At 59.4% G+C, this 13,263-nt stretch carries 14 protein-coding genes; all 14 read right to left on the reverse strand.

The genetic code is table 11. The features are described from left to right. Window positions 1-26: 26 nt before the first annotated feature. Window positions 27-1,934, reverse strand: coding sequence for a 2-oxoacid:acceptor oxidoreductase subunit alpha (locus CDA09_RS21790; RefSeq protein ID WP_083447105.1), 1,908 nt, complete (start codon window positions 1,932-1,934; stop codon window positions 27-29). A 202-nt stretch (window positions 1,935-2,136) separates the two neighbouring features. Beyond that, window positions 2,137-2,376 carry a YfhL family 4Fe-4S dicluster ferredoxin gene (locus CDA09_RS21795; protein WP_083447106.1) on the reverse strand — a complete coding sequence of 80 codons (240 nt, stop codon included), beginning with the start codon at window positions 2,374-2,376 and terminating at the stop codon, window positions 2,137-2,139. Next, the gene (locus CDA09_RS21800) at window positions 2,354-2,779 is read right to left on the reverse strand and encodes a hypothetical protein (protein ID WP_174718469.1); all 426 of its coding nucleotides are present in this window, start codon (window positions 2,777-2,779) and stop codon (window positions 2,354-2,356) included. The genes CDA09_RS21795 and CDA09_RS21800 overlap by 23 nt, the downstream gene beginning before the upstream one ends. Window positions 2,780-3,009: 230 nt before the next feature. Then, window positions 3,010-3,780: a cyclohexa-1,5-dienecarbonyl-CoA hydratase gene (locus CDA09_RS21805; protein ID WP_050417915.1), complete on the reverse strand. Its 771-nt coding sequence runs from the start codon at window positions 3,778-3,780 to the stop codon at window positions 3,010-3,012. A gap of 13 nt (window positions 3,781-3,793) precedes the next feature. Further along, complete coding sequence (gene oah, locus CDA09_RS21810; RefSeq protein ID WP_050417916.1) at window positions 3,794-4,930, reverse strand: 6-oxocyclohex-1-ene-1-carbonyl-CoA hydratase; 1,137 nt, start codon at window positions 4,928-4,930, stop codon at window positions 3,794-3,796. Between the two features lie 24 nt (window positions 4,931-4,954). Continuing rightward, complete coding sequence (gene had, locus CDA09_RS21815; RefSeq protein WP_050417917.1) at window positions 4,955-6,022, reverse strand: 6-hydroxycyclohex-1-ene-1-carbonyl-CoA dehydrogenase; 1,068 nt, start codon at window positions 6,020-6,022, stop codon at window positions 4,955-4,957. 85 nt (window positions 6,023-6,107) lie between these two features. Then, entirely contained in the window at window positions 6,108-6,971 is an 864-nt protein-coding gene (locus CDA09_RS21820; protein WP_050417918.1) for a 3-hydroxyacyl-CoA dehydrogenase family protein, read from the reverse strand. A 12-nt stretch (window positions 6,972-6,983) separates the two neighbouring features. Beyond that, window positions 6,984-7,754, reverse strand: a complete 771-nt coding sequence (locus tag CDA09_RS21825; protein ID WP_050417919.1) for an enoyl-CoA hydratase/isomerase family protein — start codon at window positions 7,752-7,754, stop codon at window positions 6,984-6,986. Between the two features lie 10 nt (window positions 7,755-7,764). Then, window positions 7,765-8,961 (reverse strand): thiolase family protein, encoded by a 1,197-nt coding sequence (locus tag CDA09_RS21830; RefSeq protein WP_050417920.1) that lies wholly within the window; start codon window positions 8,959-8,961, stop codon window positions 7,765-7,767. A gap of 13 nt (window positions 8,962-8,974) precedes the next feature. After that, entirely contained in the window at window positions 8,975-9,817 is an 843-nt protein-coding gene (locus tag CDA09_RS21835; RefSeq protein WP_050417921.1) for an amidohydrolase family protein, read from the reverse strand. A gap of 621 nt (window positions 9,818-10,438) precedes the next feature. Continuing rightward, entirely contained in the window at window positions 10,439-11,260 is an 822-nt protein-coding gene (locus tag CDA09_RS21840; RefSeq protein WP_050417922.1) for an acyl-CoA dehydratase activase, read from the reverse strand. 3 nt (window positions 11,261-11,263) lie between these two features. Continuing rightward, a complete protein-coding gene (locus CDA09_RS21845) occupies window positions 11,264-11,707 on the reverse strand; it encodes an acyl-CoA dehydratase activase (RefSeq protein ID WP_286164284.1) in 444 nt (147 codons plus the stop codon). Next, complete coding sequence (locus tag CDA09_RS21850; protein ID WP_121430504.1) at window positions 11,704-12,075, reverse strand: BadF/BadG/BcrA/BcrD ATPase family protein; 372 nt, start codon at window positions 12,073-12,075, stop codon at window positions 11,704-11,706. The genes CDA09_RS21845 and CDA09_RS21850 overlap by 4 nt, the downstream gene beginning before the upstream one ends. A gap of 21 nt (window positions 12,076-12,096) precedes the next feature. Next, window positions 12,097-13,263, reverse strand: coding sequence for a 2-hydroxyacyl-CoA dehydratase subunit D (locus CDA09_RS21855; protein ID WP_050417924.1), 1,167 nt, complete (start codon window positions 13,261-13,263; stop codon window positions 12,097-12,099).

Genomic DNA, 13,263 nt, shown 5'->3' on the forward strand with positions numbered 1-13,263 from the left:
AGGGGAGCATGGGGACGCGGCGCACCTCAGCTCAGTTCGAGGATGCGGTCGTGGACTTCGCTGACCTTGAAGGGCTTGCCCTGCACCTTGGTGAGCGGCACGACGTCGCGCAGGAACTGCTCCCGCAGCAGCTTCGAGAGTTGCCCCATATTTAGTTCCGGTACCAGGACTGTCTTGTAGCGCGCCAGCACCTCGCCCAAGTCCGGCGGCAGCGGGTGCAAATGGCGCAGATGCACGTGCGCGACCGAGCGCCCGTCGGCCTCGGCTATTTCGCGCGCCTGCGCGATCGTGCCGTAGGTGCTGCCCCAGCCAACGACGAGGAGCTCGCCGCTCGCCGGCCCCTCGACGCGTGTCGGCGGGATATCCTGCGCAGTACGCGCGACTTTCGCTGCGCGCACCGCAACCATGCGTTGGTGATTCATCGGGTCGTGCGAGATGTTGCCCGACAGGAAGTCCTTTTCGAGGCCGCCGACGCGATGTTCCATCCCGCGCGTGCCCGGCAGCACCCAGGCACGCGCCAGATTCTCGTCGCGCGCATACGGCTGGAAACCTTCCGCATCGGTGCGATAGCGCACTTCGAGTTTCGGCAGACGGGCCACATCGGGGATGCGCCACGGCTCGGCCGCATTCGCAATGCCGCCATCGGTCAGCAGGATCACCGGCGTCATGTATTTGACGGCGATGCGGAAAGCCTCGAGCGCGCAGTCGAAGCAGTCGGAGGGCGAGCGCGCGGAGATGACCGGAATCGGGCACTCGCCGTTGCGCCCGTAGACCGCCTGCAGCAGGTCCGATTGTTCGATCTTCGTCGGCAAACCGGTCGAGGGACCGCCGCGCTGCACGTTGACGATCACCAACGGTAGCTCGAGCATCACTGCGAGGCCCAACGCCTCGGTCTTCAGCGCCATGCCCGGACCGGAGGTCGTCGTCAGGGCGAGCGCGCCACCATAGGCCGCACCGATCGTCGAGCAAATGCCGGCGATTTCGTCCTCGGCCTGGAATGTCGTGACGTCGAAATGCTTCAGCGCCGACAGTTCGTGCAGGATGTCGGTCGCCGGCGTGATCGGGTACGAGCCGAGGAAGAGCCCCACGCCTGAGAGCTCAGATGCGGCGACGAAGCCGAGCGCCGCAGCGTGGTTGCCAGTGATGCTCCGATAGACGCCGGGCTCGGCGGCCGCTTCGCGCACATGGTAGCTCGCGGCGAAGATCTCGGCGGCGTCCGCATACGCGAAGCCGGCACGCAGCGCCTCAACGTTCGCGTCGGCAAATTGGGGGGTCTTCGCGAACTTTTGGTGGATATCGTCGATTTCGTCCTCGATCGACCGGCCATAAAGGCACAGCATCAGGCCGAGCGCGAAATAGTTCTTGCAGCGCGCGACCTCCTTCTTCGACAGCCCCGAGTCCCGCAGCGCCGCGGCGGTCAGTGCCGAGATATCGATGTGGAATATGCGGTAGCCGTCGAGGCTGCCGTCCTCGAGCGGATTAGAGGTATAGCCGGCCTTTACTAGGCTCGCGTCGGTGAAGGCGCCGACGTTAACGATGACGATGCCACCGTGCTTGACGTCGGAAATGTTCGTCCTCAGCGCCGCCGGATTCATTGCGACCAGCGCGTCGGGCGCGTCCCCCGATGTGAACACCTGGCCCGCACCATACTGAATCTGGTAGCCGGACACGCCGAACACCGTTCCGGTCGGAGCACGAATCTCCGACGGGTAATCGGGATGCGTCGCGAAGCCGTGGCCGGCTTTCGCGACCGCTCGCGAAAACTCCGAGCCTGTCAGCTGCATGCCGTCACCGGAGTCGCCGACGAAGCGGATCACGACGCTGTCGAGCGTCTCGACGACACGCTCGCGCAGTCGCTCCGTCCCTGACATGGCGTCGCCGCGCACCGCCTTATTTTCCCGCTCATTTACGAATACATGCTCCAGCTCGGACATACATTCCTCCTCGGTCGAAGCGACGACCTGTGTCACCGCGCACTCGCGGCGTCCCTTCCGCCATTTTGATTGCCTATCAGCTGCTTGAAGCGTACCTGCCTTGATCTTCGTTCAACCTACTGACTTAGCGAACCCCTCTCTTGCCTCGAGCACCAAAAACCGCCCGTGAAGTACGGAACTTGGCGAATGTCGATCCCACTGCTTACAATCGAGCCGCTTTCGCACGCAGTTCAGCCTTCGTTTCGACGTGATCGGGGTCCGCAACAATCGAGTCTACCGGACAGACGTGGACGCATTGCGACTCGTCAAAATGACCTACACATTCTGTGCACAAATTCGGGGCGATCACATAAATATCATTTCCTTGAGTAATCGCCTCGTTCGGGCATTCCGTTTGGCAGGCACCGCAACTAGTGCACTCATCTGTAATCAACAAGGCCATGCATCCCTCTCTCAAAAAGGCGCCGCGTGTTGCGGCTTCTTGCAAAAAACAACCGACTCCGAGACGTGGCGTCCGGTCCAGGCGGCTCGTCCGAGACATCACGCGCCGTCAGACTCTTGTGCGAAGCCCACGCCCGCAGCAACGAACCGTCGGGGCTGAAATGATCTTCCGACATCAGTTCGGCCAATTCGGCGACCACCACCACGCCACCGAACAACTCGCGCATCACGCTCTCCTTGAGGAGTCGATCGAGATTGGCGCTGAACGTCGAGCGATCACATACCGGACCGCCCAGCGTCTTGATCCGGCGCAACGGATGGTCAGGGCCAATTCGGCCTTCGATATTTACGTAGCTGAACAAGGCGTTCTGTCCGTGGTCGATGCCGCGCGTCGGAATAATCAAGCTCGTAATGCGGACGTAATTATATCAACCGCACAATCAGCATCGATGCTGCGAAATACATTAAATTAACACCCTGTTAAAGCCGATTACATCAATGAATGAATGAGTAAGTCGACTCTTGTCGAACCGAAATAGATCCTCTGATTCGATGCAGTCACCTGACATATTTACGGGATAACATCACGCCCAATTTCCGTGCTGCGCGGGTCGTCATCTTCGCTCAACACGTGTTAGCGATTTTTCCAACGCGGAGGCCGCTTTTCCTGAAACGCGAGCAAACCTTCAAGCGCATCAACGCTATTGATGAGGTCTTGCCCACATATCTTTTCGAGTTCGTCGAGGCGTTCCATCACACGGCGTGTCATAGCCCCGCGCGCCGCCTTGACGGCGAAGCGAAGTGCGTTGGTGCTGAGCCCGGCCAGATGTTCATCAAAATAGGCGACCGCGGCAGCCACTGGGTCTTCTGCCACGCAGTTGACGAGCCCGAGCCGCATCGCCTCTGGCGCTGAAACGCTGCGCCCGGAGAACAGCAAATCGTCGGCAGCGCCCTGGCCGATGCGCTCGGGGAGAAGACAACTGGCGGCAGGTGCAAAGAAACCCAACTTGATTTCAGGCTGACCGAATATTGCATCCTCTGCCGCGAAGATCAGACTGCCCGCAAGGGCGACCTCCATTCCCCCACCCAGACACTGGCCGCGCACCGCGACCAGTATCGGGCGCGGGAAATCGAGCATTCGCTTGATTAGGCCGTGAAGTACAGCGAGCATTCCTGTCATCTGATCGGGGAAATGCTCCTCGATGCTCGCGCCGAAGCTGAAGTGCGGCCCAGCATGCTCGAGCAGCACCGCCGACAGATTGCGGTCCTCGGCATGCGCGTCGAGCGCCTGACTGAGCGCTGCGATCATTTGAGCATCGACAATATTAGCTTTAGGACGGTTGAGCCGAAGCCGCAGCAGCTTCGCGCCGCGGTCGAGCCGGACTTCAAGCGGTGTGTCGGTCATCTCTGGGGTCTCCTCAGTTTCTAGTGTGGGGCATCAAGTTGTCGATCAGATCAGGCGTCCAGGGGGCGCCCTTGGCAAGGGCCTGCCGCAGAGCCACGAAATCGATTTCGCGCCCTGCTTCCTTGCTACCTTCGGCAAAAGCGCGAAAACCGGCGCAGGCTTCGGTCATCATGTTCAAAGCGAGCCAGGCGCGGTTGTCTTCCTTGTTGCGGTTCCAGGCCTCGATCTTGGGTTTGCGCAGGGCTTCGAGGCTCTTGGTCAGGCTATCCGGGAACATGGTCACGAACTTGGCGCACAGTTCTTCGACCTTGGCATCGAGCAGGCTCAGGTCAACCTCGCCGAGAGCGAGAAGCGCCTTTCCCTGCAGGAGCGCCTCGCCAGTCTTCGGCTCGCCCAGTACCAATTCTCCGAACTCGTCGACGCAACGGTCGGTGACCACCAACGGATTGGGTACGAAATTGCCGTCCACCTTGAGGGCCGGCACCACGGCAGTGATCATGCCGAGGCGGCGCGCCTTGTGGGCCGAGAGGGACTCGCATAGCGTGCCTACCGCGAGTGCGGCTTCCGCACCGATCATCACCGGCAGGAAGTCCGTCGCCCCGCCGATCATCGCTCCCCCGTGCTTCGGACCGGCGAGTCCGAACAAGGCCAAGTCCTGGGCGATGGTGAAGTCGCAGGCCAATCCCAGTTCCTGAGCGCCGCCGGTGCGCATGCCGTTCACCCGGCAAATCACAGGTTTCTCGCACACCATGACCGCCGACACCGTATCATTGAACAGGCGCATGAATTGGCGGAATTCCTGCGGGTTGCGGGCGTAGTAGCGGGCAAAATCCGTCGCGTTGCCGCCGGTGCAGAACGCTTTGCTGCCCGCGCCTGTCAGGACGACGCTGACGACATCCCGAGCGTTGCTGGCTGTCTTCAACGCCCACTGGATGCCCTTGAGCATGTCGACGCTGTAGGAGTTGAACTGCGCCTGATTGTCGATGGTGATCCAGGCGTGGTAGATACCCTGGGCCAGGTCGCCGCGCGGCGTTCTCGCCGGGCGTTTTTCATAGGCGACGCCCGGCACTACGACGTCGGGAGCCACCCCGTGATCGGTCAACTGCCTGGGTGCCCTGTGGCGCGCAATCTGGTCAGTAACGCTTCTCATGGTCGATTCTCGAATAGCATTCGTCTAGGGAACCAGCACTGCGCGGCGCACCAAGCGGCGGTCGTGTGCCGCCTGGAAGACCTCGTTGATCAGGTCCAGGGGCAACTCCTCCACGAACGGCGCGATCTTCACCTTGTCCTCCAGCACAAGGTCGAGGGCAGGGGCGTAGTTCTTGAGCAGGCATCCCCAGTTGCCGAGCGCGCGGGCATGCAGTGCCATGAAATTGGAAAGCCGCACTTCGACCTTGTCCAGGGTGAAGCCAACCACGCAGAGGGTGCCGCCGCGCACCAGCAGGCTGAAGGCGCTTTCCTGGCCGGCGCGCGTGCCCGAGCACTCGAAGATGGTCCATTCGATGGGGCGCAATCCGCGCTCCCGCGCAAACGCCGCGATGCGCTTCTTCTGTTCGCGGCTGTCGACTTCCCGGGCGTTCAGGGTTAGGGCGGCACCGTAATCGGCAATCATTTTCAGCTTGGCCGGATCGACATCGATCGCGACGACTGTCGCACCCATCGCGCGGGCAATCTGTACGCAATAACCCCCTACCCCACCGACGCCGTTGACGATAGCTATGTCGCCCGGCCCCAAGCCAGATTGCAGCACTGCCTGGTACGGCGTCGTCACAGCATCCGCGACCACGGCCACCGATGCCAGCGACAGCCCGACATCGCGCAGTCGCGACTCGTCGACCGGCACGAGACCTCGAGCTGGCACCCGGATATGCGTGGCGAAGCCTCCATCGATATCGTTGCCAGGCATCCTTTCGTTGCTACAGAGAGTGCCCTTGCCACGTTTGCAGGGATCGCACTCGCCGCATTGGAACATCGCCGGCACGATGACCGCGCGACGCATCCACTCGTCGGCGCCCTTACCGGCCGCCACCACATGGCCGCTGATTTCATGGCCAAGCGTCAATGGCAGCGGATGATTTGTGCGTACCCCATCGTAGTAGAAACCGAGATCGGTGTGACAGACGCCGCAGCCCGCCACTTCGATAACGACCTCGCCCGGTCCAGGAGCGCCCGGGTCGAACAATTCCCGTTCCATAGGCTGGCCGACCGCCTTCATCACCCAGCGATATGCTTGAATCGCCATGAAAGACCTCCACAAATACTAGTTGGCTAGGATGTTGAATATCCCAAAAAAACACAGCCCGCTTCCCCTCACGGGCGCGCCGCGATTACTTTGCTTTGTCGTCCCCGTAGATGTAGAAACCCTTCCCGGACTTCTTCCCCCACTCGCCACGCTCGTACATCTCCTTCAGAAGGCGGTTAGGTTTGGCCGATTCGACGCTGGTCTCTTCGTATTCATCCATACGTGCCAGATACGACACGTCGATTCCGGTCGTATCGAGCAGGCGCAGGGGCCCCATCGGGTGCCCAAGCCCCTTGGTCACGGCAAGATCGATGTCCTCGGCCGAGGCGTAACCCTCCTCGTAGAGGCTGACCGCCTCACGCGTCAGCGCCCGGAAGATGCGGTTGACGATGAACCCCGGGATTTCCTTGCGCAGCACCACCGGGGTCTTTCCGATGCTGCGGCAAAACGCTAGCACCTCTTCAATGATCTCTGCCGGCACAGCGGGATGCACTACGACCTCCACTAGTTCCATCACGAGTGCCGGGTTGAAGAAATGTATGTTAAGCACTCGCTGCGGTCGCGCGGTGACTCCTGCCAAGCGTGAGCCCCGGATATTCGAGCTGTTGGTGCCGAAAATCGTCTGCGGCGGACAAAGTCGATCGAGTGTGCGGAACAGTTCAGCCTTCGGTTCGAATTTTTCGACGATGGCTTCGATTATCAGATCAGCATCGGCGGCAGCGGCCAAGTCCGGCGCCAAATCGAGATTGCCGAGCGCCGTAGCCCTCTGCTCGCTGCTGATGCGCCCCTTGGCGACGCGCTTGTCCAAATGCTCTCGAACGAAGTCCGCCGCCTGCTCCAGACTTTCCTTGCGGCTGTCGTTGAGTACCGTTTTCAGGCCGCTGAGTGCGCACTGCAGCGCTATCTGCCGCCCCATGGCCCCTGCCCCGATGACCGCGATCTTTTCCATGACCTTATTCTCTCAAGAGTGCGCCGGCTTGCGCCCGGCAAATTGGGAGACGCCTTCCTTGCGTTCCTTCGCTGCGTAGCAACCATTGGATATGTCGATATCGAACGACTCGGAATGCTCCATATCGAGCGCATGATCCATGCAGCGCTTGGCACCCCGGACGGCCACTTGGACGTTGCCCCGGATGCATTGCGCCATTTCCAGCGCCTGCGGCATCAGTTCCTCGCCGGAGACGATACGGTTAATCACCCCCATTCGCTCCGCCGCGACCGCGTCGAAGGTGGATGCGGTCAGAATCAGTTCCTTAGCTCGCGCAGCGCCGATCAACTTCGGCAGCTTGCGGCACCCCCCCGCCGCTGGGATCAAACCCCATTTCACCTCAGGCAAACCGAAGGTCGAGCGCGGCGTGGCGAATATCAGGTCGCAGGCCAGTGCGATTTCGAAACCCCCGGCCAAGCAATGGCCATCGACCACGGCGATGGACGGTTTGCGCTTGGCCTCAAACTCGCTGTACATCGGGAACATCTCTTCGAGGCGCAAGACGGCGGCTTCCTCGTCGCTCAGGGTCTGGCGCTCCTTGAGGTCGATGCCGACACAAAAAGCCTTGCCGCCCGAGCCAGCGACGATGATCACATCGACAGCCTCGTCGCTCTCCACGTCCCGAATCGCATCGCGCAGCTTGCGCACCATCGCGCGATTGATGGCGTTCATGGCCTCAGGGCGATTGAGCGTCACGATCGCGATTCCGTCGCTTCGCTTTTTCAGCACGATTTCGTTTGCCATGGCCGTCCCATCAAGATTCGCGGCGGATCACGATGGCTGTGGTGACCCCGCCGCCACCGCAGATCGACGCTACGCCCAATTCGCCGTTCTCGCGCTGCAATATGTTGCCGAGCGTCATTAACAGCCGTGCACCGGACATACCTGTCGGGTGGCTGAGTGCAATCGCCCCCCCGTACACGTTAACCTTGGCTCGGTCCCAGCGGAGCACGCGCTCGTTCGCGAGCATCTGCGCAGCGAATGCCTCGTTGACCTCAATGAAGTCAATGTCGCTCAGCGTCATGCCTGCCTTCTTCAACACCATGGGAATCGCAAGACCGGGCCCATCGCCCATGTGAGCAGGCTCTACTGCAGTCTGCGCCGACGCCACCAGGGAAAACATGGGCGGGCGTCCCAGGAATTTGGCCATAGCGCGCGTGGTCAGCACGATTGCGCAAGCGCCATCGCCCATGCTGCAGGCGTTGCCTGCCGTCACGCTGCCATCTTTCTTGAAGACCGGTTTGAGCTTCGCCAAGCTCTCCAAGCTGGTGTCTGGCCGAATCGCCTCGTCAAGGAAAAGCGTCATTTCGTCCTGGCTTCGTGTCGCCGGCAACGTCACAGGAACGATCTCGCTCGCGGTGAGCCCGCCGCGCCGCGCCTTGGCCGCTCCATCGTGCGAGGCGAGCGCAAACTCGTCCATTTCCTCGCGGGTGATGCCGTACTTGGCCACAAGATTCTCCGCCGTCATGCCCATGCCAAAGCCGCACAAGGGATCGAGCGTATCCGCCCAACCGTCAAGCAGGGTCTTGTCACCGAGCTTGAACCCTTCCCAGCGGACGTTCTTCAGCAAGTACGGCATGGTGCTCATCGATTCCATGCCCCCGGCGACAATGAATCGAGCATTACCGCTGCCAAGCTCCTGGGCGGCGAGCATCACGGATTTCATGCCTGAGGGGCAGGCCATATTGACTGTGAAGGAAGGCGCTTCAACCGGGATGCCGCCCTTCACCGCCGCGGTGCGCGCAGGATTGGGACCATTTCCGGCCTGCCGGCAGTTGGCAAAGATCAACTGGTCAATCTGATCGGAGGGCAGTGCGGCACGCTCGAGAGCCGCCCGAATAGCGATCGCACCCAGTTCCCATACAGGAACTTCGCGCAAGCTGCCGCCAAAACTGCCAAGCGGCGTGCGAGCGGCGCTGATTGCAACAATATCGTTTTCGCTGGTCGTCATTTCCGGTTTCCGGCTACAGCCCATACACGGCCGCAGCGTTCCCGTGCAGGATCTTCTGCGCCACCTTTTCGCTCAGACCGAGGTCGTTCTTGATGCATGCAATGGACTCGCTATGCAGGACGGCCGGGTAATTCGTCCCGTAGATGACCTTGTTCTGGCCGCGGGTCTTCATGAAGTGGATCAGGGTGGGCTCGAGATATTTGGGATGGTGTGCATCGATGCCCAGATAGACGTTCTCGTGCTTCCAGGCGAGCGAGATCATCTCCTCCGTCCAAGGCCATCCCGTATGGGCGCCGATCAGCTTCAGCTCGGGAAAATCAAGCGCGACGATGTCCAGGTAGATCGGACGCCCCAATTCGTTCGGCATATGCTCGGCCGAATGACCCACCTGCATGGACACCGGAATACCCAGCTCGACGCATTTGGCGTACAAGGGGTAGTAGAGGCGATCGTTCAGAGGAATGCCAAAGCCGTAAGTATGGATGTAGACGCCCTTGAACCCGAACTCCTTCACGGCCCGCTCCACCCTGCGTACGCTTTCCAATTTCTGCAGGGGATTGAACCCGCACAGGCCTACCAGGCGATCCGGATATTGACTGACTACGGCATGCACTTCCTCCTCAGTGATGTCCCAGACCATGGTCTTTTTCTGATAGGACATCATGCGGATCGCGGGTATGAACGCCTTGTCGAGACCTGCCTCATCCATCATGGCAATGAACTCGCCGACGGACTTGCCCTGGATGCGCTCTTCCATCCGCCACCACTTGATGAGTCGTAGCATTTCCGGCTGTCCATACCACCACTTATCAATGGCTTCCGACGTGAACAGATTGCAGTGAAAATCGATTGCCATGTTTTCTCCCTCGGTAACCGGCAGCAATTTCGTTATCGACGGACACGCTCGTCCGTTCGGCAGGTCAACGTCATCCCCCGCATGCACGAGGCTAAAGTGCTCGCCGCCAATGCCTTCTTGCGTATACTATACAGTCGGTTTGTCTTGTCAACGTACAGTCCCATTTTTATTACAACACCTAACGATGCGCTCAACCACGTGCGCCCCCTCCCGTCGGAACTGCTCGCCGTAGCAGGTTCCAGCTCCGCTACGGCGGCGGACCAAGGTCGGATTCTCCACTTCAGCGGGCAATGAAACAAACCCAAGAACAACGAAACTGCGCGTCACCTCGCCTGCTTAACGAACACAGCTACAGAATCGCCGAGCACTTCTTTACATCCTGCACAGTTTTCGCTTAAGGCCCTAAGATCGAGCGGCTTCGTTCGAACCTCGAAACCTAGTTCCAGGTAAGAATCAGTGATCTGACGCAGCTGGGATCCATTAGCGTTACAACGCCATTCCCAGCCCTGCTCCTTGAGCCCAACATCTACAGACAAACGACAGCCGAGAACATTGCCCGTGGGTGCGTGGCACCCACCAAGCCGGCTCCCGTCGTCCGCGTGACGGACAACAAGAACCTTTTTACGCCGCTCGGCGATCGGCACCGGAACCTCTCAGCTTCTTCACACGAATGTGACCAAGGATGGCGCAACCCAGCGCGGCGGTAAACTGCGGCATGTCACCTGGCGCGACGTTCGCGTCCAAATTGAGCTCATCGCGAATCGCCTTGGCCATCACGCCCCAGCGCATAATTCCACCGACCAAGGTAATTTGAGGCTCAACATTGATACGCTTCAGCAACTGCACACTGCGCTTGGTCAGCGACATGCCCGCGCCGTACATGATGTCTTCGGGCGGCACGCTGTTGCTCAGGTGATTGATAACCTCCGACTCGGCAAACACGGTACAAACCCCGGAAATGGAGGCAGCTTCCTTGGCGCTGTTCAATAGTCCGTCGATGCCGGCCGTGTCATAGCCCATATAACGCACGGTCTTTTCAAGAAACATGCCGGTACCCGATGCGCACTTGTCGTTCAGGCGAAAGGTTCGAACCTTATGAAAACCGTCAAGGCGACTCGCCTTCATGGTCTGGCCACCAATGTCAAGCACTGTACGCGTCTCAGGAAACAGAAAAACCGCACCCCGGGCCGTGGCGGTCAAATCTGTAACCTGCAAGTCCCGACCGGAATACTGATAGCGACCATAACCAGTGGTAATGCAATAGGCCAGATCGCGCTTATTGATCTTTGCTTGCTCGGCCGTCTCGTTGACCACCAGTTCCGCAGTTCCCTGCAGATCGGCGCCTGTCGGCCTCATATGACGGGCTACAACATTCGAGTCTTCGTCCAGCACGAGCCCTTTTATATACGTGGAACCGATATCCACACCAATCGTATAGACCATAGTTCAAGCCTCCTGTGTCGCCGACTTCTCGCCGGCCTGCAAACTGCCGAGGGCAAAGAGCGCAGCCCCCAGTGCCCCCATGAAATGGCTGTCGTCGCTGACGTTCAGTTTCATTTCGAGCTTTTCCTCCAGCGCCTTGATCATGCCGACATTTTTGGCCACCCCACCAGTGAAGGTGATCTCGGAGGCAATGCCTACGCGGCGCAGCAAGCCGATGGCACGTGCGGCGATAGACTGATGCACGCCCCACAGAATGTCTTCCACCTTCTTGCCTTTTCCCAGCCATGACAAGACCTCGGCTTCGGCAAAAACAGTACACGTGGTGGAGATGCGGACAGGCTTCTCGGACTTGAGCGAAACCTGACCTAGCTCTCCAAGCGGAATGCGTAACGCATCGGCCGCGGCACCCAAAAACCGCCCGGTACCAGCCGCGCATTTGTCGTTCATGCAAAAATCAGTAATCTCCCCATTGGGGGCCACCCGGATCGCCTTGGTGTCCTGCCCCCCCCCATGTCAATCACCGTCTGCGTACCCGGAAACATGTGGGACGCCCCGCGTCCGTGGCACGAGATTTCGGTTACCTGGCGATCACCGAAGGTTACCTTGTAGCGGCCATACCCGGTCCCGATCACATACCCCACGTGCGACCGCTTAAGCTTCGCACTGGCAAGCGCCTGATCAAAGGCGTTATGTGCTGCCTGGATGACATCGGCACCTGTAAAGATCAGGGCCCGGCCAACAATTTCCTGATCCTCGTTTAGGATAACCGCCTTGGTCTGGGTGGAACCGACGTCCACGCCACCTGTGTATTTCATGCTTGTTTCTCCCGTCTGCGATCAATCGAACATGATGTTTTCAACGAAGGTCTCTAGTTGGATCGCCAACTGGTCGAAGGTATTCTGATTCTCCTCGAATTCTGAAATGAAATAGGGGATTTTAGCCTCCTCCAACGCCTTCGAATAGGCGACCTGTTCCTCTAGACCTGGCTCGCACATCTTGGCCGAAGCAAGGATCACCGTTTCAGCATCAGCGTTGCGCACGCGTTCTAGAAGCATGTGCTCCTTCGGCTTGCGCTGATCGTGCTGTACCGGGCTATAGGACGAGCGATCGATATATGCATCAGCCAAATCGGCAAGAGCATCACCTGAGTCGACCACGTCTTCGACAATGAAACGAAGCCCGATAAAGACGTCGTCATCCACGACATAGCATGAGCGCGTGATGGTTTGAAGCAGGTCGAACGGCGGGGTTTCGCAGAATCCCCCCTCAAGCACGACCCGCATTTTGTCCTGCCGACTCGCCGACCGATCTTTGATCATCGGAATAACCGCTTCCAACAATTCGACAAATTCAGACCGCGGCAGGATACCTGCCAGGCCGACTAGCGCCATCGACTCATCCGCACCCAAGAGCCATGGTTGATTCTTGCGAATGACGTAGAGGTCGCGCATGAGACGGCGCGAATGGTTATAGAGATTGATCGATGCGCGCAGTTCCTGTTCAGTAACTTTGCGCCCAGCGACCGATTCGATATCTCCAAGCAAGCGTCTGTATTCATTCGCGAGATAGCTCTTCGAATGCTTTGAGTTCGGGTTCTGCGGCAAGTACAAAATCTGGCATTTGTAGTCGAAATTTCGCCCCCAAATCGGTGCGAGGTTGCGTGCCGCATCGCAGATCGGGTGGGTAACAAACAGATCCAGCTCAATGTCCCTTGTAAGCGCAATATCGAGGGAAGTCTTGATGATAGAGCACAGATATGAACCGAAATGAGACTCGGATTCATTACCATCTGTCTGCGCACCGCGGATGCGTACGGGCAATAATCCAGCGGCGTGCGCGATCTCTTCCGGGAAATACACCTGAAAGTGACCGATGACACGGCCGCCGTCTGCACGCCAGGCTTTGACCGTGGGATATGCGGGATCCTCGACCAACTCACGACAGAGGTCGAAGATTTCTTTGAGAGGCTTACCCTCCCAACCGGTGAAGTATTTCTTTGCCAT

It is taken from the genome of Azoarcus sp. DN11 (assembly GCF_003628555.1).
Lineage (GTDB): Bacteria > Pseudomonadota > Gammaproteobacteria > Burkholderiales > Rhodocyclaceae > Aromatoleum.